At 60.4% G+C, this 25,142-nt stretch carries 18 protein-coding genes and 3 pseudogenes; 14 read left to right on the plus strand and 7 right to left on the minus strand.

The genetic code is table 11. The features are described 5' to 3' along the window. Positions 1-35: 35 nt before the first annotated feature. Genes EN862_RS11155 through EN862_RS11175 form a run of 5 tightly spaced genes read left to right on the plus strand, consistent with a single transcriptional unit; the run spans position 36 to position 7,719 of the window. A complete protein-coding gene (locus EN862_RS11155) occupies positions 36-1,301 on the plus strand; it encodes a phosphotransferase (RefSeq protein ID WP_189402016.1) in 1,266 nt (421 codons plus the stop codon). Continuing rightward, positions 1,298-3,451: an exopolysaccharide transport family protein gene (locus EN862_RS11160; RefSeq protein ID WP_127866849.1), complete on the plus strand. Its 2,154-nt coding sequence runs from the start codon at positions 1,298-1,300 to the stop codon at positions 3,449-3,451. The genes EN862_RS11155 and EN862_RS11160 overlap by 4 nt, the downstream gene beginning before the upstream one ends. Beyond that, positions 3,441-5,045, plus strand: a complete 1,605-nt coding sequence (locus EN862_RS11165) for a right-handed parallel beta-helix repeat-containing protein (RefSeq protein ID WP_127866850.1) — start codon at positions 3,441-3,443, stop codon at positions 5,043-5,045. Before EN862_RS11160 ends, EN862_RS11165 begins: the two co-directional genes overlap by 11 nt. A gap of 8 nt (positions 5,046-5,053) precedes the next feature. Beyond that, positions 5,054-6,433 (plus strand): O-antigen ligase family protein, encoded by a 1,380-nt coding sequence (locus tag EN862_RS11170; RefSeq protein WP_210235660.1) that lies wholly within the window; start codon positions 5,054-5,056, stop codon positions 6,431-6,433. Continuing rightward, the gene (locus EN862_RS11175) at positions 6,430-7,719 is read left to right on the plus strand and encodes a lipopolysaccharide biosynthesis protein (protein ID WP_127866852.1); all 1,290 of its coding nucleotides are present in this window, start codon (positions 6,430-6,432) and stop codon (positions 7,717-7,719) included. The genes EN862_RS11170 and EN862_RS11175 overlap by 4 nt, the downstream gene beginning before the upstream one ends. Positions 7,720-8,111: 392 nt before the next feature. On the opposite strand, the gene EN862_RS11180 is transcribed toward EN862_RS11175, so the two are convergent. After that, positions 8,112-8,783 (minus strand): sugar transferase, encoded by a 672-nt coding sequence (locus EN862_RS11180; protein WP_127866853.1) that lies wholly within the window; start codon positions 8,781-8,783, stop codon positions 8,112-8,114. A gap of 556 nt (positions 8,784-9,339) precedes the next feature. Between EN862_RS11180 and EN862_RS11185 the strand changes: the two are divergent. The 3 genes and pseudogenes from EN862_RS11185 to EN862_RS11195 form a co-directional block, all read left to right on the plus strand. After that, positions 9,340-9,504: pseudogene (locus EN862_RS11185) on the plus strand (DUF4158 domain-containing protein); the annotation flags it as partial. A 359-nt stretch (positions 9,505-9,863) separates the two neighbouring features. Then, positions 9,864-11,018, plus strand: a complete 1,155-nt coding sequence (locus tag EN862_RS11190) for an aldolase (RefSeq protein ID WP_127866855.1) — start codon at positions 9,864-9,866, stop codon at positions 11,016-11,018. Further along, positions 11,015-12,010 carry a nucleotidyltransferase family protein gene (locus EN862_RS11195; protein ID WP_127866856.1) on the plus strand — a complete coding sequence of 332 codons (996 nt, stop codon included), beginning with the start codon at positions 11,015-11,017 and terminating at the stop codon, positions 12,008-12,010. Before EN862_RS11190 ends, EN862_RS11195 begins: the two co-directional genes overlap by 4 nt. 51 nt (positions 12,011-12,061) lie before the next feature. On the opposite strand, the gene EN862_RS36100 is transcribed toward EN862_RS11195, so the two are convergent. Further along, entirely contained in the window at positions 12,062-12,292 is a 231-nt protein-coding gene (locus EN862_RS36100) for a hypothetical protein (RefSeq protein WP_193771563.1), read from the minus strand. A 281-nt stretch (positions 12,293-12,573) separates the two neighbouring features. After that, positions 12,574-15,927 (minus strand): Ig-like domain-containing protein, encoded by a 3,354-nt coding sequence (locus EN862_RS11200; RefSeq protein ID WP_127866857.1) that lies wholly within the window; start codon positions 15,925-15,927, stop codon positions 12,574-12,576. Between the two features lie 745 nt (positions 15,928-16,672). Here EN862_RS11200 and EN862_RS37380 point away from each other — a divergent pair. The 4 genes from EN862_RS37380 to EN862_RS11215 all read left to right on the plus strand — a co-directional run bounded on the left by EN862_RS37380 (position 16,673) and on the right by EN862_RS11215 (position 21,095). After that, positions 16,673-16,801 (plus strand): hypothetical protein, encoded by a 129-nt coding sequence (locus tag EN862_RS37380; protein WP_281035845.1) that lies wholly within the window; start codon positions 16,673-16,675, stop codon positions 16,799-16,801. A 91-nt stretch (positions 16,802-16,892) separates the two neighbouring features. Next, complete coding sequence (locus tag EN862_RS11205; protein ID WP_127866858.1) at positions 16,893-17,282, plus strand: hypothetical protein; 390 nt, start codon at positions 16,893-16,895, stop codon at positions 17,280-17,282. Positions 17,283-17,418: 136 nt separating this feature from the next. Next, positions 17,419-19,776 carry a peptidase domain-containing ABC transporter gene (locus EN862_RS11210; RefSeq protein WP_245519558.1) on the plus strand — a complete coding sequence of 786 codons (2,358 nt, stop codon included), beginning with the start codon at positions 17,419-17,421 and terminating at the stop codon, positions 19,774-19,776. Further along, entirely contained in the window at positions 19,773-21,095 is a 1,323-nt protein-coding gene (locus EN862_RS11215) for an HlyD family type I secretion periplasmic adaptor subunit (RefSeq protein WP_127866859.1), read from the plus strand. Before EN862_RS11210 ends, EN862_RS11215 begins: the two co-directional genes overlap by 4 nt. Before the next feature lie 996 nt (positions 21,096-22,091). Here the strand turns inward: EN862_RS11215 and EN862_RS11220 are convergent. From EN862_RS11220 to EN862_RS11230, 3 genes and pseudogenes are all read right to left on the minus strand, one after another. After that, positions 22,092-22,380: pseudogene (locus tag EN862_RS11220) on the minus strand (AGE family epimerase/isomerase); the annotation flags it as partial. Positions 22,381-22,773: 393 nt separating this feature from the next. Continuing rightward, complete coding sequence (rfbC, locus tag EN862_RS11225) at positions 22,774-23,313, minus strand: dTDP-4-dehydrorhamnose 3,5-epimerase (RefSeq protein ID WP_127867271.1); 540 nt, start codon at positions 23,311-23,313, stop codon at positions 22,774-22,776. Positions 23,314-23,435: 122 nt separating this feature from the next. Continuing rightward, positions 23,436-23,669 carry a hypothetical protein gene (locus EN862_RS11230; RefSeq protein ID WP_127866860.1) on the minus strand — a complete coding sequence of 78 codons (234 nt, stop codon included), beginning with the start codon at positions 23,667-23,669 and terminating at the stop codon, positions 23,436-23,438. Between the two features lie 60 nt (positions 23,670-23,729). On the opposite strand from EN862_RS11230, the pseudogene EN862_RS11235 reads away from it, so the two are divergent. Further along, positions 23,730-23,888: pseudogene (locus tag EN862_RS11235) on the plus strand (PIG-L family deacetylase); the annotation flags it as partial. Positions 23,889-24,079: 191 nt separating this feature from the next. Further along, complete coding sequence (locus EN862_RS11240; protein ID WP_189401709.1) at positions 24,080-24,358, plus strand: hypothetical protein; 279 nt, start codon at positions 24,080-24,082, stop codon at positions 24,356-24,358. Positions 24,359-24,486: 128 nt separating this feature from the next. On the opposite strand, the gene EN862_RS11245 is transcribed toward EN862_RS11240, so the two are convergent. Beyond that, entirely contained in the window at positions 24,487-25,137 is a 651-nt protein-coding gene (locus tag EN862_RS11245; protein WP_245519616.1) for a response regulator transcription factor, read from the minus strand. Positions 25,138-25,142 lie beyond the last annotated feature (5 nt).

A 25,142-nucleotide genomic window follows, 5' to 3' on the forward strand; every position in this document is an offset into this window, starting at 1 on the left:
ACCCAATGCCCTGTCCGCGGCACCTCGATTCCGCCTTGCAGGTGCTCTCTGGCGGCCAGTTTGGCATGCTCCAAATGAGCCCCGCAGGCAAGGAGAACGGCTACAAAGTCCTTGAGCGCTATGCGGTATTCCCCGGGCTCGATGATCCCCGTGTGCTTATCCCACTCACCGGTGGTGCTAAGGCCCGCACTGCGGTCCTCGCGCAGTATGGGAAGGGAGCGGGTTCGCGCGTGTCGCGCCTGGCCGCCCAGATGTTGTCATTCGAAAGCCGTCTCGGTCTGCCGCTGTTGTCCTGGGGCAATCGCGTCTCCGTCGTCACAGATTCGCTTGGAGCCAAAGACACTCCGGTCCACGGCTTTCTTGCGGATGTGCTCGGAACGGGGGACTTCGTGATGAGTCTAAGGCTTGCCCCGGGCCGGCCCAATAGCAAGCCCGTCATTCAAGCGGTATCACCGCGAGGCCAGGTTTTGGCCTATGCGAAATTCGGCTGGGATGAGTTGACTCGCCGCCTGGTTCGCCATGAAGCGCAATTTCTCAGAAAACTGGCTCCGCTCTGCCGCGAGAGCGCCGTGGCCATTCCGGCGGTGCTCGGCAGCGGACCCTGGCGCGGTCTCGAGGCGCTGATCGTCCACCAGCTTCCCGGCCGGGGGCGGTCCCCCATTGTGCACACGATGTTGCCGGCCGCTGCTGCCATCGCCAGCCTCGCGCCGTCACCACCCAAAGCCCTGGCTGAGACCCGCTTCTGGCAGGAGATTCGCACATTGGCCAGCCAATCAAGTCCTCTGCTGTCTGCCAGTGTCGCCGCCGCTGTCGAACATGGTTGGAAGACCGTGGAAGCGCGCTGGGGCGGGATCGTCTTCCCGCTTGGTGTAAGCCACGGTGATTGGATCCCGCCGAATATCCAGGTTCTTGGAGGTGGCCGTTTCAACGTGTGGGACTGGGAGCGTGGCAAAATCGGAGTTCCACTCGGCCTCGATATCATGCAGTTCGTGATGTTCATTGAAATGCGCCGTTTGACCAAGCTGCCGCTGATGCCGCGCATCATCCACGTTGGCCGCGCTGCCTTGCAAAGCACGGGCTTCAATCCGGACAATGCGCAGCCGCTCGCGGCGATCAGTCTGCTGCGCTCACTTTTGTGGTTTGTTGAATCCAGGTTTGCCGGCCGTGAAGAGAGCAACTGCAATGAATTCGCGACCGCCCTCGCGTCCTGCCTTCATTTTGGCGCGGCCGGAGGCGCCTTTGAAACGGATCTTCAGAATAACGATCACGACGAGAAGACCGAGAGATATCAAGTATCATGATCAATGAGAACCCGATCGCCGAAACAAGTCGCGAAGCCACATTCAGCGACCTCTTGGCTATTTTGCGCAAGCGCACTCGGACCATCATCACCACGATGCTCGTCATCACCATGGCATCTGCCGCGTTTGCCATATGGCGCGGCCCCAGCTACACGGCGACGGTGCTGGTCGTCGTCGACCCGAACAAGAGCATCACCGGCGCCCCTGTTGAGACACAGAGTCCCACCCCGGATCCCTCACTCATGCAGACCCAGGTCAACACTGTGCTGGGTAATCCTCTTGCCAACCAGACGATCGATGCACTGGACCTCCTCAATGATCCAGAATTCCAGATCAGCGCACATGGCCGGTTCCTTGCGCGGTCCTCAAGCAAAGATGAGGAAGAGAGCGCCACCGAAGAGTTGCGCGGATATGCACTTTACATATTTCAGCGGAACCTCGCCGTCTCCAATCCCCCGGAGTCACGCGTCATTCAAATTTCGTTCACTTCCATCGATCCCGGCAAGGCGGCAGCAATTGCAAATCAGCTGGCCAACTTCTACGTGGCCAATCTTCTCGACCGCAGAAATGCTGACATCAGTGCTTGGCGGGCACGCGCCCTGAAGTCGCTTGATGCCCAGAAGGGCCAGGTGATAGAAGCCGAAGGCAGGGTCGCTGACCTGCGTGCGAAGGGCCAGATATTGACAAGCAGCAATGTCACGCTCGCAAATTCCGATATGCAAGAACTAAATAAGCTGCTGATCGAGTCGAAGGCTGACGAAGCCAATCTCCGATCGAAACTATCCGCCATCGATCAGATCAAGTTGTCCGGCGGTTCTACCAACGCGATCAATGAGGTTCTCGCCTCCCAAGCCGTGTCGCAATTGCGCACGCAGGAACTGGATCTGATGCGCCAGATTGCCGAGAACTCAGCTATCTACAACGACCACAACCCGCGTACTGCAATCCTGAACGGCCACCTTGCCGACGTCAGGCAGCGCATTTCCCAAGAGATTGACCGCATCGTCACCGGCGTTCGCAACGAACTCGCCGCGGTCACAGCGCGGTCGGCAGCGTTCGAAGAGCAGTTAAAGGGAGCCGCAGACCAAAACGGACGCGCCGAGATTTACTCCGTGCAATTGCAGGTAGCTGAGCGCGACGCCGTAGCAAGGCGCTCGGTCTATGAGGATCTGCTGCGCTCCGAACAACAAGCCGATGCAATGCTCGGTTCTGCGGATGCGGGCGCTTGGGTCATGTCGCCGGCCGAGATTCCTATCAAGCCATCGAGCCTTAGTGTCTTCATCATCGCCGCTGCTGCTGGGGTGCTATCGACTCTGCTCGGGGCCGCGATAGCACTTGCGCGCGAATCCTTGGACAAGCGGCTCGTCGGTTCACGCGAGGTCGAGGAAGCGCTAGGGGTGCCCTGCCTGGCTCTGCTGCCCAAGCCTGATCGCATCGCCGGTCAGATCCGCCACCGCTCGGCCCTCGCCCGGAAAGCGAACTCCCTCTATGCCCACGCGGTTGGCGCTCTGGAGGCGCGACTGGCCGTTGCCTCACCGCGGGCCAGGACCATTGTGGTCACCTCACCCCTGCCGAGTCGCGAAAAGGCGCAGCTCGCTGTCGATCTCGCAGTCTATTCTGCCCAGGCCGGCAGGCGCACGGTACTGGTGAATTTCGACAAGTACCAACCGGTACCAATGCGAGATTTTGGCCTGCAAGTGCCGGCCGAAGCAACCAAGCTGTTGAGCTCAAATCTGAGTTCCGACACCTCGATCGACGTGGCGCTGACCCTCGATCAGGCAACGGGCCTCGACATCTTGTCCCTCGACGGCGAGCCCCAAAGTGACGCCCATGTTTCTGCCCCCCACAACAACATCGTGACGCTGATCAAGATGCTAGCCAAGCGCTACAAATATATCATCGTCAATGCGCCGCCGCTGCTAGGGGTAAGCGACTGCCACGCCCTCGCAAGCCATGGGGATTGCGTCCTCATCGCCCTGGAATGGGGCAGGACCGAGCGCTCCGACGCCGAGGCTGGTGCCGGAGTATTGCGGCGGCTCACCACCCGTTTGGTCTTTGCCGTCATGACCGGCGTCGAAATCCGGGGCCAACAAGTCCAGTCGTCAGGCCTGCTCACACAAAAGCGTTTCCGGAGACTCTATGAGGGATGAAGACCAAGGTGCCGCGCCATCCAACCGGAGGCGCTTCCTCCTTGCAGGTCTTGCTGGAGCAGGTGCTGCGCTGCCGGCGGGGGTGAGTGCCAATGCGTCCGACGCAGGCGCGGAATTCAGTCTTGCGGCACCGGGAAGTGTTAGGCGCCGCATTGAAGATAAACTGCGGGAATTGCCGTCGCTTGACGATTTCGGTGCGCGCGGCGATGGCGTCACCGACGACTCTGAGGCTCTGCAGGCAGCACTTGACTGGGCAGGGCAAAGGCCCGGCACGCGGCTGCGTGTACCGCCTCGCGTGTTCGGTCTCGCCCGCCCAATCGCCGTTCCGCAGTCGATCGAGCTTGCTGGCGAAGTGCCGGGGGACGGCAATTCTCCGCTGAGCGGTTTTCGGGCCCTGAAGGGATTTGAGACGCCATATGTCCTACACTATTCAAGCGTTGAAGGTGTGGCTCCACTGCCGCTTGCCGCATTGCTGGTCAGCCGTGAATGGGTGGAGGGGCAAGATTTTGCAAGACGCCTTCACATGCGCGACTTGTACTTCGACGTCGATGCCGTAACAGCGCAGGGCGGTGTTCCAGTCCACGGGCTTATGCTCGCCAATCAACAGCTCGACATTCATAACATTTGGATCCGGAGCGCCACCGGCTTTGGCCTGTGGATTAATACCCAGCGCCCCGACGGTACCTTTATGGCTGCGCTCGTCGACAACCTACTCCGTCGCGTATGGGTCAAGGGCGCGGGGGTAGGCGGAGCCAGTTTCACAGGACCACATGGCGAGATGAATTTCGGCGGCATCCTGATCGGCGCTTTGCCGGGAGCCCGAGACCCCACAGGCGCGGCTGAGCCGCCATTGGCGACTGACGGCATCTTGGACTATTGCACCGTCGCCGTCGGCCCCGAAGCACTTCTGGGTTGCCGTGGTAACGGCATTCACATCACCCGATCCGCAGGATGGCGCGCCACCGGTTGCCACCTAAACGGCGCGGGGCGTAATGGCATGGTCTTCGAGCATGCCTTCCAGACGGAAATTTCAGGTTGCTACATTGATGGTTGGGGCGTCGGCGCGGGAGAGCGCGAAGGGGTTCTCTCAGCCATATCTTGCAACTCCGTCGTCGCGCTCGGCGACGGCGCCGATGGCTCGCTCATTATCTCATCCAATCGTATCGCCTGCCGCCCTGTTGCGGCCACTGCCGGAAATGATTATGTGGCAATCAGCCTCCGGGGCGGATCGATGCCCACAGCGCGTGCCGTCGTCATCGGCAACACGATTGTCAGGCGGGGCGCTGCCACCCATGCCTTTTCCACATTCGATTTCGGAAAGGCGGGGGGCGGCGAATTTGAAGCGCTAGTCATTGGAAACTCCGCCCCGGGAACCGTTACTCCCTTCTTGCGGCCTTGGGACGAAACAGCGGTCCGGCCCCGCTTCACCGGCAACAGTTTTCAGTTTGCAAGCGCTCCACCGTCACTGGGGTGGCACCCTGCGGGCCTCCGCATCGACAACGATGCACCTACTCCAGGTGCCGCGGCGGCATGGTTCTGTGTAATGCGCGGAAGCCCAGGCAACTGGCGGAGTTGCGGAAGGATCGACTCCTGAAGATGTCCGTGAATGCTGCCCCATCGCGCCTCTTTGCCGCCAGCCGCAGGCGGGAGAAGGGCTATGCTCACCTTACCGAAACAGCTTTTTCGATTTTTCTGCTCGGGCTACCGATTTGGTGGGCCTTGGGCATCGGCTTCGTGATGCCGATGTTACTCGCCCTCATCTTGTTGATCATGCGCCCTTCGGTAAACCTGCATTTCACTTTGGGGGACTGTCTGCTCGCCTTCGTCATCGTTGCGCTCACCGGATCCGCATTCGTCAATGGCTTCGTCATCGCGCAGGAACCGCTGAGATTCGCCGCGGCCATCTACAATGCGGCAATCTGGGCGAGCGCCCTCATCATCGTCCAGCAGTTTCGCGCGCTCCTCAAAGATGCCGGCGATGGGCGCCGCCGCATTCTTCATCGTGCCTTCTGGAGCTTTGTGGTTCTCATCCCCCTGACCTGGGGCGCCTTCGTGTTCGCCTATGCAGTCAGGCGATTCGACTGGCAATTCCCAAGTCTCTTTGGCGCCATCGCCGGTAACAGGATTCCAGATTCGGCTGCTCTCATCCGCCAGTCCACAACAATCACCCTCACTATTGCCGACTGGGGCTTGCACGGAACTCCGATGCCACGCATCGGCATCTATGGCCCCTATCCAAACGCCACTGCCATCATCATCGCCATCCTCGGTGTCCTGGCGCTTCTGCACCTGCATAACCGTGGAGGCCGGCGAGCCCAGCTCGCGCCATTGCTTGAGGGCCTCATCACGGCAACACTCGCCATTTCGTTAAGCCGTTCAGTTCTTGCAGGCTGGTTGGCGGGGCTCGCGGTGGCGGGAATAGCTTTCGGTTCGCCATTTCGACGCTTTGCAAGCATTGCGGCGGTTGCCGCGGCCCTTCTCCTGCCGCTACTCGCGGACTTATCGTCGCTCACGACTTATCGGGAATACAGCACCAACAGCCGCACCGACAACTACGTCCGAGCCGTCGTCGAAACGCTCGACAACAATCCCGTCTTCGGCCTCGGCATAAAGCCGCGCGAAGAAATCAGCCATATTGCCTTGGGTTCGCACTCGACTTTCATCTCCGCTTTTACAAAGGGAGGCGTTCTCGGTCTGTCGCTGGTGGCAGCCTACCTGCTGGTTCTTCCGATCATACGCTGGCTCGGTCTCGCGGCGGCCGCCAAGAGGCTGCCAGTCGTTGCCAGAACGCAGCTCCGGCTGTTGTTGACGCTTCAGATCACTTTGTGGGCGTGGCTCGTGTTCGAGGATATTGACGCACCCGCGATCGCCTCGATACTGATTTTCCTCTTCATCGCCTACAGCGAGTTTCTCGCAGCCAGCTTGCAACCCGCCCGGACGGTGGCGCTGCAGTCCCCGATGCTGCAGAGTCCCCGGTCATGACCTTCCTCCCGTCGGCGTGGCCGGAGACCGCCAATGCCGGCGCCGCTTTGCGCCGCAAGTTGAACGGGCGCATCCTGCGGGTACTCTTCGTACGCAGCGCCGGCGTTGCTGCCCTGTTCGCGCTCGAAATCGTTTTGGCCCGGTCACTTGGCGCAGCGGATTACGGCGCGTTCAATGTCGCCTTGGCGATCGCCACAGTCGCAGCGCGGCTTGCTCCGATGGGCTGGCTCAACGCTTCGACGCGGCTGCTGAGCGCTTATACCAACGCGCAACAGTTCGGTCTCATCAAGGGGGTGCTGCTGCAGGCTTATGCGACGACTATCGCCGGGCTCGCCGTATTCCTCGGGGCGCTGGGCTTCGCACGCTTCATGTGGCCAGGTATCGCGGGCAACATGGTTCCGGCCTATATGGCATTACTTGCCACAGCACTGACACTGCTTGAACTCAATCGTTACCTATTGCGCGGCTTCCACGCGGGCGACCTCGGTGAGGCTTTGCCTACCCTGATGCTGCCAATGGGCGTCATTGGCTTGGTGTTGGCACTGGGGCTCCACGATCCAGGCCGTGCGGTGGTCTATTATGGCGCCAGCTGCGTTCCGCTCCTTGCGATTTCAGCGGTTGCAGTCGCGAATTTTTCGCCGCCCGGCACCTGGAAGACAGCAGCCGAATGGCGTGTGGGCGAATGGGCTTTTGCAGCCGCCGCCATGCTGGTCGGCAGTCTTAGTGACGAACTCGTATCACGCACCGCCGTGCTGATCTTGGGCTTTACCGGCGACAACCATGGTGCGGGACTTTATCAAGCCGCGTCGCGGCTCGCGCTGATGAACGTCTTCATGCTGCGGATCATTACGCCGGTTGCGGCGCCGTGGATTAGCGTGATGTTCAACGATGGCCGCCTCGAGGAACTGAGGACGTCATATTTGCGCCTTTGTCTGTTGTCGCTCGCTGGTGCACTGCCGCTTGCCATGGCGTTCTGGGCAGCGCCAAGTCTTGTGCTCGGCTGGTTCGGCAACGAGTTTATTGGAGCGGCCGCTATCCTCCGTCTCCTTGGTCTCGGCTACCTGATCTCTGCCGCCGTGGGCCCTTGCGCCACGGCACTGATGATGGTTGACAAGGAGCGGACCTACGGCAAGCTGGCACTGGGCTTCGCGGTATTCAATTTCGCAGCAACCTTCATCCTTTCGGCACTTTACGGTGCCGATGGCGCCGCCGTTGCGACCGCGGGTACCCTAATCGCTGCCAACATCACCTATTTCATATGTTTCTGGCGAACGATCAAACCTTGAGCACTTGGTAGCCGTCCCATTAGCGCCGTCCTCAATTGATCGTGAAGGGAAACACCGGCAAGCCGGAATTGGTGGAGCCGCGCATTGCAATCGCTTTTGACGATCAGCCGGTGTGCGCCAGAGGCAGCGCCCACTCCCGCAGGAACTCATGACGGGCCAAAGCTTCCCGCGGCCTCTACAATCGTGACGCCAGCAATCCCGTTGTGGAAATCAGCATCGCGCAGGGCGATCGAATGGGTCTGGGCCACCGGCTTCTCCCACCACCGGCGAATAGGGCGTCTAACAAGGGAGCCCGGCACTGGCTGGCGCAGGCTCACTTCGCAATGGCGGGTGACGTCATCCTGCGGTTTTCCATTATCGATGTAAGTCTGGGGGAGGGGCCGCAGACCGGCTCAGTAGGCGGAATCTGATTCGAACACCTCACGGAGCGTCTGAAGGAAGATCAGGCAATCGACTGGCAAACTGGCGTTCTCGATATACTCCAAATCAATGTCCACACGCCGCCGCATGTCCTGTATTCGCGGGGTGCCCCCGCGCGCGCCGCTGATTTGCGCAAGCCCAGTCAGGCCTGGGCGAACTTCAAATCTCCGCACATAATGTGGGATGCGCGCCATATAGAATCGGTCATGCTCAACGGCATGTGGCCGCGGGCCGACAAGTGACATCTCACCGCGCACCACGTTGAAGAGCTGTGGAAGCTCATCGAGGCTCGTCGCCCGGAGGAACCGGCCCAATGGGGTGACTCGTGAATCCCCCCGGATCGCTTGCTCGACCGTTCCCGCCCGCGTCTCCGCCCAATACATCGTACGGAACTTGAGGAGCATGAACGGCTTCATGCCTATTCCGCTCCGCCGTTGCCGGAAAAGGATTGGTCCAGGCGATGTTATTGAAATACCGACGGTTATGAGCCCTATCACCGGGATCAGGGCAACCAACAAGAGTACAGCTACCAACGTATCCAGCGAGCGTCTGAACCGGCTGTTAAGATAACTGCGGGATAGATCTATAATAACCCGATCAGTAGTTTGTTCTAACACACCCATGCCGACCCCTACAAACGACATGGCTTCATTGCAATAAGAACAACGTTCCAGACTAAACACACCGTCTGGTGGGTATCGCTGCGTCCTTTTTACTCAGCATCGCCGAGATAACTAGCGCATCTCATACACCGCCGTGCGTCCAGATTGCAACTGCGCCTCCGGGAAGATTTACTGCAAATAATTTTACAAAATTTGGATTAAAGAGTCGAGCGAAATTAACTCTCGCAACGCGACTGACGTTAGCCTGCCGATGCGAAAATGGGCCGGACGATATTGTAGTCGCGGAGCCGTTCTTCAAGTGCGGCGCACCTGGGCGAGTGAGGTGAACAGGGTCTCGTTCAGGAACGCGTCGCACGGCTGGTCACTGAAGTTTTCCATCAAGGGGTCGGAACAAGAACTGTTCCCACCGACACCCTAGGACCGGAGGAGCACGAACTTGCGTGATTGATCTGTAGATGAAGCTGCCGGCCGGTTGAAAGCATTTGGCTGATGGCGACCAATTTCCCCTTGAAGTCCGTGTGTGCCAAGGGAGAAGGCGAGTGGGTGGAAGAAGGCTCGTCAGCTCAAGGAAGCTGCGATACTCGTGGGTATTGCGACGGACGAGGATAGCCCGGTCGGTCACTTTACACTGGACCCGGCAGATCGTTTGGAATGCGAACTCCGCCGCCGACCGCAGTATAAGCTGGGCTTCGCGGTTCGGCCTTGCACTATGCGCCAGACGGGGACGTTCGCCGGCAACGGACACGGATCTACGGAATTCCTTGCGCCCCGGTACTCCTTTAGGATGAATCTAAGGCTGGCACTCGAAGTGCTAAGGTAAATATTGTCCCTTTGAAGTAAACTTGTCGGTTTTTGGGAGTTGTCATCATGGCATCAGGAAACACAAGCCGCTCGAAGAACAAGTCCGAGGGCATTGTCTCCCATGCGCCGCATAAATAAACCGCCTCGAAGGTGGGCGGGCGTTTATCACTGGTTAAAGCGCGTCGCGTGAATTTGTCAAACGCGACGCGCTTCAAGGGAGCTTCGTACGATCTACCAGCACGACGCTGGCTTACGCACGATCCCGAGGTTCGATGAATTGGCTGGCGGGACGACAATCCGATGAAGCAGGACCAGGCAGTTGATGGAACCATGGCGGCAGGTCGTGTCGACTGCAGCCCGGCCAGCTTGGTGATCGAGGGTCGGCTGGCGCGCGTCGGGGGGCAGAACATCCTGTTCGGCTCGTCCGGGCAGGCCATCTTTGCCGTCAACGATACCGCTGCCGACATCTGGTGCTCTGTGGAAGAAGGCATGCCGCCGTCGGCCATTGCGTTCGAGATTGCGCGCGGCGGCATCGATAGGCATGAGGCAAACAGGTATGTCGAGGCAGCCCTCGAGGACTGGGAACGACTGGGTCTGATACGGCCCCGTGCGCCTTTGTCTCCGCCGTCGGCATACGACCATGTGAGTCGGGTGGTCGCCATTGCTGGCCTTCATATACGCATCGCCTATCCGGCGGCCTGGGCCTTTCCGGCCATCGCCGTATTTCGGCATCTCGAAGTTCAGACAGATGCTGCAGATATTCTGTTACATCTGGCCGAGCACCGCGGACGGATTCATCTGTTCCGGGATTCCGACTGGATCCAGTCCTGCTCGCCCGACGAACTTCCCGTCATGCTGAAAGGGCACTTGCTTACAGAGATTCTCGAGCACGGCGCCTATGAACTTGCCGTCCATGCGGCTGCACTTCTCGGAAGAGAACGCGTCGTGCTCCTCTGCGGAAATCCGGGCGCGGGCAAGACGACGTTGACCATGGCATTGGTCCATGCAGGCTTCGGCTTCGCCGCGGACGACGTGACGCTTTTGGACTCGAAAGGGCTCTGCGTGGGTCTTCCGTTTGCTCCCGCTGTCAAGGCGGGAGCATGGCCGCTTCTGGCCGAATACTGCGCCGATCTCCATGCCATTCCAATCTTTCGCCGTCCGGATCGCCGACGCGTGCGGTTTGCCGTGCCGAGGACGTTCGCACCGCATTCTCCTCATTCCGTCGGCAGTGTGATCCTGCTCCGTCGAGGTCACGACGCGAAAGCCTGCCTGGCGCCGGTCGATCCGGCGAGCGCTTTGCGCGGCCTGCTCAACGGCGCTTTTGCGCCCGGCAGGGAAGTAACCGGAGCCGCGTTTGATGCGCTGAGCAAAATCATCGGATCGGCGCAGGCCTACTGCCTGACCTATTCCAGACTCGACGACGCGGTGGAACTGATCGCGAAGGCATGCCGATGATGCGCGCCGGCGCCACGCTCGATGCGTTGATCGCGGGACTTCGCGGCCGGCCACCCGCCGGCGCCGACTGGCAGGCGGTGATCGCGCTTGCGAACCATACTCTGCTCACACCCGCCTTGTTCTCCTCCCTCGCGCATGCCGGCCAGATCCACGGCCTGCCGCACGACGTGCGCGAGTACCTCCGGTTCGTTCACGACTGCAACCGGGAACGGAACCTGCGCTTGCGCGCCCAACTGGCTGAAGCCGTCGCAGCGCTGAACCGGCGCGAGATCGTTCCGCTCCTGCTCAAAGGGGCAATACCCTTGTTTCTTTCCGTCCCTGAGCGCGTCCCCAGCAGGATGACCAGTGACCTCGATTTGGCTGTGGAGCCGACCGAAGAGGCGAGCGCCCAAGCTTGCCTGGAAGCGCTTGGCTACGCGCCGGTGGCGAGCGGTCGGGGCTTGGCCCGCCGGCAGGACGCTGGAATGCTGGAATTGCGGACCAGTCAGACAAGCGCATTCGGCCCGTCCAGTCCCGTCGAAAGAAATGGTTTGCGCGTTAAAATTCCTCCGGCACATTCTCGCGCCCTGCACTGGATGATGCATGACCTTCTCAAGGAGGGGGACTACTGGCGCGGACGGATCGATCTCAGGCACCTTCATGATCTGGCGCAACTGGCCGAAAGCGACGACATGGATTGGACGGCTTTGGGGGCAGCCATGTCGGATCGAGGCGCCCGCAATGCGCTCGACACCCAACTCCTGGCCTTGCACCATTTCTTCGGGACGAGGATCCCGACGAGCGGCGCACCGCGCCCGATGGTTCGCTTCCAGCACTGGAGGCGGGTTTTCACGGCGAGACATCCCTTCCTCGGCGCCCCCTTGCGTTTGGCCGCCAATCTGGCGTGGGGCACATGGCGGTTCTCGCGTGCCGACGATTTGGCGCGGCGCGGTCCGTCTGATCTCGGACGTCGTGTTATTCGCACTCTTTTTTTCTCTGGCGCGAAAGTCTAAGCCTTTGGGTGGCGTACTAGTTTATTTTTCTGCAATCTATAAAGTAATTTTTCAGAAATAGAGGGCCTTGACATGGCGATCGAAAATAAACCTTCGGAAGGGAAACCGGAGATTCTCGTTTCCGAAGCTCAGGCGCGTCGTGACTTTTCTCAAGAAGGCGGGACGCTTCGCGGCGGTCACCCCGCCAGCCATCACGCTTCTGCTCGGCACGAGCTTGAACTCCAGGGCAATCGCCAAATCGGGCGGATGGCCGGGCAACGGCTGGGGGGACAAGAACCACATTCACATCGGCCCTCCCGGCCAAACCGGAAAATAGTGGTTCGAGAAATTTAGGCCTTTGTTCGACAGCATTTGAAATGCCCGGGCCGCTCGCTCGATCAGCCCGGGCTTTTTTGCTGGGCGCTGATCTGGCCCATCCGCATGCGCGGACCTTCCACCATCCCGAGCATCTCGGAGCCGGCCACCATGACATGTGGCCGTGGTGTGGTTGGAATTCTCCCTACGCAAGCAGCAGACTGCTCACGAAATTGTCGTTCTGGAACTGCTCAACATGAGTCCAGTTGTCAGGACAGCAGCCAGTCCGAGCCCAGATGGATTTCGAACAACCGGCCATCAGCGACCTGGTCGACGCCGTAGTCGGCGACATAGAGGCTCATTTGCTGTCCGTCGTTCGGGTCGGAACTTGGTGCTAGCTCCAGACCCTTAGGCCTCACCGCCACCCCGGTAATCGGGTTTGTGTAGGCCGGCGAGTTGAGGACGCTGATTGTCGAGATGATGTCGCCGGCCTGATCCATCTCCCAGATATTCGGGCTCAATCCGGAGGCGACGAAGAAGATGCCGTGAGTTGGATCGTAGGCCAGTGCCTCCGCGTCATGCATCACCGAGGGGAGATTTATGGTTCTCACCAGTGCCCCATCGCCAGTCAATTCGTACATCAGTTTCTGGTGGCCATCGAGCTCGAAGATGTGGCCGGTCGTCGGATCGAACCGCAAGTCCTCGCTGTCGTCCTGCCCCAGGGATGCCGTGTCGAATGATCCAAGCTTGACCGTTGGATTGGCCGGGTCGACCCAGAACACCTCCAGCTGATCGTCATCGGAGATATACATATGACCGTTGGACGGATTGATCCCGAGGCCGGTGGGCTCGAAGGTGAATGACTCCAGGCTGTATCCCTGAGTAGCACCGGTGGGACCGATCGAGAACAGGTTGGTCTGGCTGAACCACGGTCTCTCATCATGTTCCGAGTCGGCAATGAACAGCTTGTGAGAGACCGGATCATAGGCCAGGCCGGAGGGATCGCCGATACCAGCCCCTGCCGCATCGACATCGCGGAAAGGGGCCGTGGTGAGGTCGGTCACGGCGACGACACTGGCTTGAATGACGGGGTTTGGATCATTGTCGTAAATCGTACCAGTCGCCGTATTCTCTGCGATGAAGGCACCGTTTGCGGAGTTCAACTTGAGGCTAAAGGATTCCGTGTTCTCGGTGAACGTGTCGTCCTTGAGCGTGAGCGCAAGATCCAAGGAAGTCTGGCCGGCAGAAATGGTCACTATACCGGTCGCGGGGCCGAGCAGGTCATTGGCGACGGTGGCGGTGCCGTCGATGATCGAGTAGCTGATCGGAATGTCTTGAGACGCAGCGTGGTCGAGACTGAGGTGGAAGGTAATATTGGCGCCCGGGCCTTCGGTTTGCGCGGCATCGGAAATGCCCAGGACCGGCATGGAACTGGTGCCGATCAAGTAGGTCACGGCGAGCTTCGGGTGCACTGAACCCTCGGAGGAGTCAAACCTCCAGGCGTCGGTAGAACCTGTGCTGATCAGCCAGCCCTGATTTGCAGCATTGAGTTCAGCAGCAGTCGTACCCGCGGTTGCCCAGGCGCGCAGGCTTGCGGTGACATCAACCGTGGTTGGTCCGATAGCGGTCTGCCCCACAGTCACGTCCGCCACGGACAGGGCCTCGACGCCATTGGCCTGGACGCCTCCAACCATCGAGTTCCAAGTCGCGCTTTCGGTCCAGTCAACCAGCATGCGATAGAACGCACCATTGGCCGCCGACGCAGATTCGTTGTTCGTCTGTAAGGTGAGGGTTGCCGAGGTGATGGTGGCACCCACTGGGATCTGCCCCGGGCCCGAACCAAACAAATTGTCGAAACAGAGCAGCGCTTGCTTGGCATTGGCGACGCCGGCATCGGCTTTGTCGACACTCACTGCGATGTCGGAGCCGAAAGACGTCGTGGGCTTTGCCTGATCCAAGGTGGTGTCCAGGGTGGCCGCATAGCCGTTCAATCCATCCTGGAATACTACGGTCGTGGGGGTGGGAATGGCGTTCACCGTCAGTTCGGCCGATGCCGCTGCGCTGTAGTCGTGGCCATCGAATGCCCGGTAGGTAAAGCTGTCGGTTCCGGTGAAGCCGGCAATGGGCGTGTAGGTGAATGAGCCGTCCGCGTTGAGCGCCAACGTGCCCTTGCTGGGGCCGACGAGCAGCACCGCCTGCAGCACGTTGTTATCGGCATCGCTGTCATTGGCGAGGACGCCATTGGCAGCGCTCTTCGTCAGGGTCGAGCCGGCATTCAAGCTGTAGACATCGTCACTGGCTACTGGAATGGCGTTGGGCGAACTGACCACCAGACTGACAGTTGCCGTGTTGCTATAGGCTGTCCCGTCGAAGGCCTTGTAAGTAAAGCTGTCGGTTCCGGTGAAGCCGGCAACTGCCGTGTAGATGAACGAACCATCGCTATCGAGGGTCAGGCTGCCATTGGCAGGCCCCGTCTGCAGGACGGCCTCGAGTGGGTTGCCGTCGGCGTCGCTATCATTGGCGAGGACGCCCCCCGCCCTGACGACGCTAAAATCCGTCCCGGCCGTGACATTGTAGCTGTCATTGGCGGCAACAGGTGGCGTGTTGCCGGACGTGACCGAGAGCGCGACGGCGGTAGCGGCGCTGTACGCAGCCCCATCGAAAGCCTCGTAAGTAAAGCTGTCCGGGCCAGTGTAACCGGCGGCGGCAGTGTAGTCGAAGGACCCGTCGTCCAGCAGATGGAGCGTCCCGTGCGACGGGCCTGAAATCAACACGGCATGGAGGGCGCTGCCCTCTGCGTCGTGATCAGTGGCTAGGACGCCTTGCGCCACCGACACATTGAGTTGCACGCCGGCTTCGGCTGCATAGGCGTCTGCGCTAGCAACCGGCGCGTCGTTGGTGCCGGTGATGGCGACATTGATTTGCTGGGTGGCCGACCCGCCATGACCGTCCGACACCGAAATCGTGTAGGCGATGGTCAAGACCTGGCCCTGTCCCAGGAAGTCAAAGGCTTGCGATCCGGAGTTGAATTGCCAGCCGAGGTTATGCGAGTCGCCGGCGTTGGCAGCAAGCCCCGTGGCCGGAGTGAGCGTCAACAGTCCTTTGACATCGGCTTCGACGAGGCCGCCGGTCGCGCCAGTCAGAACCGCCTTGGTCACAGTTGAACTGACGGTGTCGGAGGTATCGACATCGGTCACCGTAAGGTTGCCGGCAGCCGTAAGCGTGGCATTGGTTTCGGTCAGGTTGGCGCCTGCACTGTCGCCGCTGCCGATCGAGATCACCGGATTATCGTTAACGCCAGTGATGGTAAAGGTAAGCGTGCTGCTGCTGGTATTTCCGAGTTGATCGTTAGCCGTATAGCCGAATCTCTCGGTTACGACCGCTCCCGCGGCCAAGGCCTCGGCCTTCGCCAAGTCGGCTGTGTAGCTGTAGCTTCCATCGGCATAGACCGTAAGGGTCCCGTAGAGGCCCTGAATGGTAGTCGTCGAGCCCACCAGCTTGGAGGTGTTGCCATACTTGATCCACTTTAACGCGAATGTTCCCGTGTCGTTGGCAAGCAAGTTACCATTGACCGTGGTATCTTCGAGAAGACTTGCGGTGTCCGCCTTGGCTTTTATTGTCATTTACCCTCACCCCTCGGGATTGAAGCCACGCGGTTGATAAGTTTAATCCTTATCCGAGCCGGTTTAAAGGCAGCGTGCATCCACCAAAGGAGGTATGGCAATTGGACTGGGGTTTCCGAAACTGTCATCAGCCGACCAAGTCATTATTGCAGCTGTAATTTTTGAACCTCTGCAAACTCTACAGGTCCTGCAACTGCCTTTAGCAGCGTTTGTGCAGCCCCCGATGCTCTGTCCTGCACAGTCGGGAAAACCCTGCACAAGCAGTTGTCGGGGCATGCCGCAACGCCCGCGACTCCACCCGGCTATTCAAGCCGGCGCGGCCTCGTCCGGCCGGCCGTGAACGTGCGATGCAAATCGTAAGACCCAAGCCGCGCGCTTGAAGATCCAGCAATGGTTGGACCGGCTGAGCATGAATTCGACTGTATGTCGAACGGTGACGTCATCCGAACGAGCGACCGTCGCGGTCGGCGATTGCGCATTGTTCCCTACGTGAACCCGACCCACCCACGCAGCTTGCAAAGAGCGAGGCAGACGTAATTCAGGCAACGCATCTAAAAGCCGTGGGCACGCGAATTACAAGCATCGCTCCTCCAAAAGAAGTACCTGCAGGCACATCCTCGGGCGTAGCAACAGGTATGGATTTATGCACAAAAATTAGCTAAATCTATATTAGGGTCGGCGACAATGTAGACAGGGTGGGTCGGATGTCGACCAACAAAGGCGGCATGTTCAATTTGCTGCTGTTGTGGTTGTGGCCAATGGCACGATCAAGGTCCCGGTGATCCAGTTCAGCGTCCTGCAGGCGTTCGTGCCGCAACCGCTCACCATGAACCTGACGGCGACTCTCACCGATGGCGATAACGACACCAAGTAGGACCCGTTCTCGATCACTCTCGCCTGACGGTGCACTCTCCGCGGCCGGGCACTCGCCCGGGCCGCCCTGCTCGTAGAACTGGGGGTGGGCAATGGACGCGGTACCGGAAACCTTTGTCGACGCGTTTGGCGAGATCTCGTTGAAGCACGGCATGATCCGTATCGAGCTGGTCTCGCTGTCGGGCTCCGAGCCGCGCGTGACGCAGCGGCTGATCACCAGTCTGCAGGCCTTTTCTCAAATGCTGCAGGCGCAGAACGGCATGCGCGAACAGCTCGAGAAAGCGGGCGTGATCCGGTCACTCCAGCCATCGCCGGTAGCCGAGCCGGGCTCCCAGCCCACGTCTCCCCCGCCAGCGGGGGAGGAAATGGGCGGAACTGGAGCGACGTTAGTAAGGCTGATGCCGCAACAGGCATGGCCTGCCGCGGCAACGCCCGCGGCGCTGCAGCTGCCGAAGTCGCCAAATTTTAGCGACGAGCAATAGCCGAAATGCGTCAGTGCCTCATGCCGAACAGAGCTGCTCTCCGCCTTTCATGGCGCGGCGGAAGCACGCCGAGGCCCGTTAACGTCACGGCGCCTGTTCACGCGCCGACCAGCCAGCACGCCGCGGAGCGAGAGCTATGAACGATCTCTACGGCGAACTGAATAGCTGGTTGTCCGATGCGCTCGCCACTGTCGTTGCCGCCGGGCACGGGCCGATCGCCGAGTGGCTCCACAAGCCGAGCCCCCCGGTTCAGTTCCTGCTGTCTACGCTGCTGGTATGGCTCGTCCTCACCTGGATGACCCGAACGCGCTCCTCCACCCTCCGCGCCGCCAAGGCTGACAATCTGCGCGGTACCGTGGAAGGATCTCCAGTCGAAACAGCACTGCAGTGCCTTGTCGCCATCGGGCGGCATTACGGCATCGATCTTTCCCCCGAGCGCATCAAGCACGACTTTGCCCTGAGGCCGGACGACGACATCGACCGGCTGCTGCCGAAGATCGCCCGCAGCAGCGGCATGCGCAGCCGCAAATTGAAAGTCGGCTGGGATGATCTCCAACGCCTCGGCGAGGCCTATCCGGCGATGGCCCGGCTCACAAACGGCAACAGCGTCATTCTGCTCGGATACAACGAGAACAAGGTTGGGGTCCTCGACCCCCTCGCCGACCGCCTGGCGGTATTGCCCCTCGACCAGGCGACGTTCTGCAGGAAGTGGACCGGCGAGCTCCTGCTGCTGCGCCGCTCATTCGCGCTGACGGATGAAAGCCGGCCCTTCGGCTTTACCTGGTTCCTCCCGGAAGTCGTCCGCAATGGGGCGATGTTCCGCGACATCGCGGTCGCGGCGGTCGCGCTGCAAGTACTGGCGCTTGCCCTGCCGATCTTTATCCAGATCACCGTCGACAAGGTGCTCGTGCACCAAGCCTATACGACACTCGCAGTGCTCGCCATAGGGGTCAGCGCCGCGGTCGTGTTCGACGCGATTTTCAACTATCTGCGGCGTATCCTGCTGGTCTACGCCTCGGCGCGGATCGATGTGCGCACCTCGATCCGCACCTTCGCGCGCCTGCTGTCCTTGCCGATCGATTTCTTCGAGCGCGCCTCGGCCGGCGTCATCACCAAGCACATGCAGCAGGTCGAGAAGATCCGGGAATTTCTGACCGGCCGCCTCTTCCTGACGTTGCTCGACGCCACCTCGCTGCTGGTCATCGTGCCGCTGCTGTTCCTCTACAGCGGTCGCCTCGCCACAATGGTGCTCGGCTTTTCCGCCCTCACCGCTTGTGTGATCGGCGGGCTGATCCCGCTCTACCGCCGCAAGTTGCGCGTCCTTTACGAGGCCGAAGGGCAGCGTCAGGCCTATCTCGTCGAGACCATCCACGGCATGGAAACGGTCAAGGGCTTGGCGACCGAGCCCTTGCGCCAGCGCGACTGGGACGCCCTCTGCGCCCAGGCCGCCGAGTCGCGGTTCGACGTCGGGCGGATTTCGACCTCGGCGCAGGCGGTGATCGGGCTCCTCGAAAAGCTGCTGACGGTCGCGGTCGTCGGCTTCGGCGCCCTGCTGGTCTTCGACAGACAGATAACAATCGGCGCGCTGATCGCGTTCAACATGCTGTCGGGGCGGGTCACCACGCCGCTCTCACAGATCGTGGGGTTGGTGCAAGGCTACCAGGAGGCCGGACTCTCGGTGCGAATGCTCGGCAACATCATGAACCGCAGTCCCGAGCGGCCATCGAATGTGCGCGGCCTGCGCCCGCCGATCGCGGGCACCGTCGAGTTCGAACATGTGATCTTCCGCTACAGCGAAAGCGCTCCGCCGGCCCTGAACGACGTGTCGCTGACCATCCCGGCCGGTTCGGTTTTCGGCATCGTCGGGCGCAGCGGCTCGGGCAAGTCGACATTGACGCGGCTGATGCGCGGCACGTACCCGATCCAGCACGGCTCGGTACGGGTCGACGGTCATGAAATTCGCGAGCTAGACCTCCCGCATTTGCGCAGCAACGTCGGCGTCGTGATGCAGCAGTGCTTTCTGTTCCGCGGCACCGTACGCGAGAACATCGGGGCGACCAAGCCGGATGCGACCCTGGAGGAGATCGTCGACGCCGCGACGATGGCGGGCGCCGACGAGTTCATCAAGCTTCTGCCGCAGGGCTACGACACCTTGCTCGAGGAGGGCGGCACCAACCTGTCGGGCGGCCAGCAGCAGCGCCTATCGATCGCCCGTGCCTTGCTGCGCCAACCGCGCATCCTCATCCTGGACGAGGCGACCTCCGCGCTTGATCCCGAGAGCGAGGCGATCGTCCAGGCAAACCTTGCCCGCATTGCCGAGGGGCGAACCGTGGTCATGGTTTCGCACCGTCTGTCCTCGCTCGTCGCAGCGGACGCCATTGTCGTGCTCGATCGCGGCCGGATCGTCGATCACGGGAAACATGGCGAACTTCTGTCCCGCTGCATGACTTACCGACAGCTGTGGAACCAGCAGAACAGGCATCTTGCCCGATGAGCACGCTCCTTCCAGCGGTTAGAGACTTTCAAAGCGACGCTCGCAAGATCGACGAGCGACGCGTGCCCTGGGTCGTGGGGGCCACGCTGTACGTACTTGTCGCGCTCATCATGGTCGCAGGCATCTGGGCGTCGGTGGCCAAGGTCGACCAGATCGTGGTCGCACCAGGCAAGCTGGTGACGACGGCCTCGACGATTGTGGTGCAGCCACTCGAGATCTCGACCGTGCGCAGCATCGACGCCAAGGTTGGCGGCATCGTGCGGAAAGGTGACGCATTGGCGACCCTCGACGCCACTTTCAGTGAAGCCGATGCCGACCAATTGCGGGGAAAGGTCGCGAGCCTCGCCGCGCAAATCGAGCGGCTCGAGGCCGAACTCGACGACCGCCCGTACAAGCCCCAGAACCTGGATGACGAAGCGCGCCTGCAGTCGACGATATGGATCCGGAGGATCGAGGAGAACAAGGCTAAGCTGGCTTCTTACGATCGGCAGATCCGTAATGTTCAAGCCCAGATGGCGACCAAGAGCGCCGATCGGGAGGCATTGGAGGTACGCCTTGGCGTCGCGAAGGATCTTGAGACGATGCGCGACGTTCTGCTGAAGAGGGAGGTCGGCTCGAAGGTCGACTATCTGTCTGCCAAAGGTCAGCGGCTGCAGGTCGAGCAGGAAATGCTGCTTGCGGGCAACAACATGGCTGAGCTCGAGGAGAATGTGGAACGCTTGAAGGCCGAGGAAGCGGCTTACCTCGCAGAGTTCCGCCAGAAGACCGCCGAGGAACTGGTCCAAGCGCGCCGCGATCACGATGCCGCGGCGCGGGACCTCGACAAGGCGGTGCGGCGGAAGGCTGTCACGGTGCTAACCGCACCCGCCGACGCGATCGTGCTCGAAGTGGCGCAGCGCTCTGTTGGCTCGGTCGTGAAAGAAGCTGAGCCGCTCTACACCCTCGTTCCTCTGGGCTCCCCGTTGGAGGCGGAAGTCTCTGTCGAGGGGCTCGATGTCGGACACGTCGAGCCCGGCAGTGAAGTTCGCCTGAAACTCGAGGCGTGGCCCTTCCAGAAGCACGGTACCCTGTCCGGCAAGGTTCGAACCGTCTCGGATGACACCTTCACGCCGGATCCGAAGATTGGTGGGCAGCAGCGTCCTTACTACAAGGCACGGGTGGAGTTGACCGCGACCGACCTGCGTGATGTGCCGCGCAGTTTCCGCTTGATCCCCGGCATGGCAGTGACCGCGGAGATCAAGGCCGGCGATCGCACGATCTTGTCATATATCCTCTATCCGCTCCTGCGTGGTCTCGACGAAAGCATCCGCGAACCCTGAGTCACGAAGCTAACGCGAACCGACGTCCGCCGGAGTCGAATTGGCGCGCGCTGCCGTCGCCCGTGGGAGAAAGACGCGACCCTGGGTCAATATTGAGGTTAACTTTTTGCCATCCGGGGTTAAAAGACGAAATGCCCAGATTTTTCTTCGATCTCTGCGACACTGGAGATGTCTATTACGATGCACGCGGGGCCTGCTACTTGGACCCGAAACGGCGAAGGAACGAGCGCTCGAGATGGTTCGCAAACTAGTGGCTGGCCCACCACCCACTAACTACCGCAACCTAGTTTCCACAGTCCGGGATTTCGACGGGACTCAAATCATACAACTCAGATTTGAGTTCACCAATCAGGCGATAATGGCAGAGCAGCGCCAGACCTGGGCGCCTTGCCTTGAGTCGCAGTCGTGCCTGGCTCAATCTTTAACGGACTACAAAATACACCATTAACGGTGCTCGGTAACGGTTGATTCAACCATTGCTAGTATACAGAAGGTGGCGGCTTCGACCGTGGCGCGGGGTGTGCTATACGTGCCGAAGCCGCCTGCGCGGGCGGGTGGCCCCGCGCTGTCTCAGAATAGGACAGCGTGGTCTACAATTAGTTAAGGCTAAAATGACGAGGCGGTGATCAGCGCCGATCTTGTGCGTGCCAGCGGGCGAGCGATGGTCAGATTTGAATGGCTGCCTGTATGTCTCGGGCGGCCCAGCAAGCATGGGTGTGACTTGGATCGCCGCTGGGCCTAACCGGCGTGTTGGCGGCACCGGCTGGAACAACAGGATACTCCTGTTCCGGGAGTTGCTGATTCAGCAAAAAGGGGATGCTCCAGAAGCGTTAGCCACCCAGTCGACTGCGGCTGAACGACACTGAGCGGTCGTCGCTGTGAGGCTGGGTTTGCGAGATCGGAGCAACGCGCTCTGGACAGACGTCCACGGGTACAGTCCGCGACAAATGCGGAGACAATAGCGTGCAGGCAGCCAAGTGCGACGGATTGGCCGTATCACGCGTAGACGCGTCTGGCCGAGAACTTGCCCGTTTCCGAAACGGGCGGTCGGAACGGTTCGACCTGTCCGCCGATCTTTTCCAAATACTGCATCAACGCGGTCAGCAGATGATAGAAGATGCTTGCAGGAACTTCGGTCGCCACCGATCTTTCGATCCACAAGCCGACCGGCGCCGGATCGATATGCCATCTGAAGAGGCGGGCGACGCGAGTTTCGATCTCGGCTTTCGGGTCCGGGCCCGCGAATGCCGTCCAAGGCGGCGGCAGCCTTGATCGCCTCACATTGCTTCGGGAGCCGCAAAGCGTCCCGATGAGCGCATTGGCGCATGGGCAAGCGCGAGCAGCACGCAGGAATGGTCACCAGAAACCGGCCATCAAGGCTATATCGGCTCGGTGATGGTGCCGATGCTGCTGCGTGCGGGGCATTCGCTCTGCGGCTATGACAGCGACCTCTACCGCCCCTGCACCTTTGCCTCGGGAGACGAGCAGGTTGCCAGGAGCGGGTGGGCCTCGTCGACCACGGGTGGTGATGTCCTGCGTGGGCGACGCCGCGGCCCCGGCCTACAAGCGCAGCCGTCGCGGCGAGCAATTCTAGGAATGTGGGAACGGTTTTGCGCCGGGAATTGCGTAGAAACAAGAGTTAGAGCGGGTTACTGTTTACGTGAAACGGTGAACCGCACTAGGAACGCAGGTTCTTCAGCAGCGGCCAGTTTAAGTCCCTTTCCGACATTGCGGTCGGCATCAAAGGCCAGTTTATCGAGAAGGCAGGGTCGTTGTAGCGCAGGCCCGTCGATGCATGCGGCGTGTAGAACTGAGATATCAAGTAGGAGACTTCGGCATCATTCGTGAGGGTCTGAAGTCCATGGGCGAATCCGGTAGGGATGTAGACCTGACTCATATTCTCGGGAGTGAGCTCGAAGGCGAGCCAATTGTGGTGTGTCGGCGAGCTCGGGCGCAGGTCGACCACGACGTCGAAGATCGCGCCGCGGACACAGGAAACCAGCTTCACCTCCGCGTATGGATCCTGCTGATAATGCAAACCGCGCAACGTGCCTCTTTTGACCGAATGTGACCGGCTGTGCTGGACAAAGCGTGTTGCAAGCCCGCAATCGGCCATCTCCTTTTCGCAGAACAGGCGCGTGAAGGAACCGCGGTCGTCGACAATGGGCGTTGGCTCGATCAGCCAGACACCGCTCAGCTTCGTCTCTGTGAATCGCATGTCGACCTTGGCTTCGAGGTGGCAAAGACAGCCGATCGGATTGTCGATAGCGCGTGCCTGGGCTGGAAGAGCTACCAAAGCCTTATCGGAACCTCCGATCGCGGTACGCCTGGCCAATCGCACTACCCCTTCGATGGGTTGGCCAGGGCGATGGCCCGCGCGGTTTCTCCATAAGGCTTAGGGCGCCCAACGGATTGGCAAGTCGAAATCTGCAACCAGTCATCTAAGTTGTTTTTATCCAACTGGGGAGACGCGGCAGGCGCAGGTTCATAGTCAGGCCACCGCGTTTCCTTCTTCAATTCAATCGGGCCGGAGCAGGAAGGAACATTCGCGCGATCGAAGTCGTCCGCGATCATGACATGGGGCGCCGGCCGGTCGGCTGCCGGCTCCGCGGACCGCATCTGCGCCACACGCCGGTCGACGGGCTTCTCAGCGAGCACTTCGGGACGCAGCGCTCCAAGGACTGGTTCGACCGCGAGACCTTCTTCGGGCTTGCCAGGTTGCGCTGTATGGAATGCCGGGCACCGGAGCATTTCGCGGAGGCCTTCACGCTCCGAAAAGCCAGAATTTTTTAGCGGAACGCCCACCAGAAAAACCAACGGTGGATGACGAGCGAAAGGGCCTTGAACGTACCCGGCGATCTGCTAACAACCTTACCGTCGTCCCAATTTGGACGACGTTTGCAGCAAAGACGGACAAAAAAGACCCTATTCAAGCCAGACGCATTTCTTGCCGTGCGTGTCGAGTTCGGAGGGGACTCTTCAAGGTGAGCCAAGCCGCATTTGCTCCTGGATTTTCGCTCGACGAAGCTCGAATCGCAACGGTCGCGGGCGGAGAATCCGGTGTTCTGGTCTGGAAGTTCGGCCAGCTGGTCGCAATCCTCACCGAGATCGATGAGGAAGCCTATTCAACGAAAGGCAAATGGTTCCTCGAGACAGGTTTCGGACTGCTGAGCGGACTGCATAAGAATTTTGATACGATCGAGGAAGCCGTAAGTTGGGTGGGTCAGCACACCTTTCCTGACCTAATCCGCTCTTCGGATTGATCGGCGGACCCGGCGGCGGCGCCGTCCAAAGGTCTCAGACTCGCTTGTGGGTGCGGAAGATTCCGCTCCAGCGAGAGGCCAGCATGATCTGATCTGCGCGGAAATCGCTGGAACGGAAATCGTTTGGTTCACTTCTCGGCCGGAGTCCCTTCCGTGAAGAGATCGTTGACCTTATAGGCGACTTCCGTGCGATTGGTCGCCTTCAGCTTCTTCATGATGTTCCGGATGTGCACCTTCACGGTGCTCTCACGCAGGTTCAGTTCGTAGGCGATGATCTTGTTCGCCTTCCCACGCCGGAGCGCCTGGGCGACCTCGGTTTGCCTCATCGTGAACAACCTCGACAAGGGCTGCGTGTCGCGGTTGTCCGAGCCGATCAGATGCCGCATGGAAAGAACGCTGCTTGCCGGCACAAAGATGCCGCCGGCCGCCGCAAGGTTGATCGCCTCGACGCATACATCGATGCCGACCGAGGTCGGAATGTAGCCTCGTGCGCCGCATTCGAGAGCTGCCAGTATCTGCGCAAGGTCTTCATTGTCGGCCAGGAGAACCACGGGAACCGACTGGAACTCAGATGATATGCGCCTGATCTCGTCTGCCGTGGGGTGATCAGTGACCTTCCGGCCGCCGAGGTTGAAGAGTATGGCGACCAGCGGCGGTGCCGAACTCTTCTTTATGCGCCATTCTTCGATAGAGCCCATGGCGGCGACCGCCATGCCCAGTTTGTGATCTACCAGGGCCGACGCTAGACATTCTCGGTCCAAGGCCCGACCGTCCAGTATGAGAA

It is taken from the genome of Mesorhizobium sp. M2E.F.Ca.ET.219.01.1.1, from assembly GCF_004016445.2.
GTDB lineage: Bacteria > Pseudomonadota > Alphaproteobacteria > Rhizobiales > Rhizobiaceae > Mesorhizobium.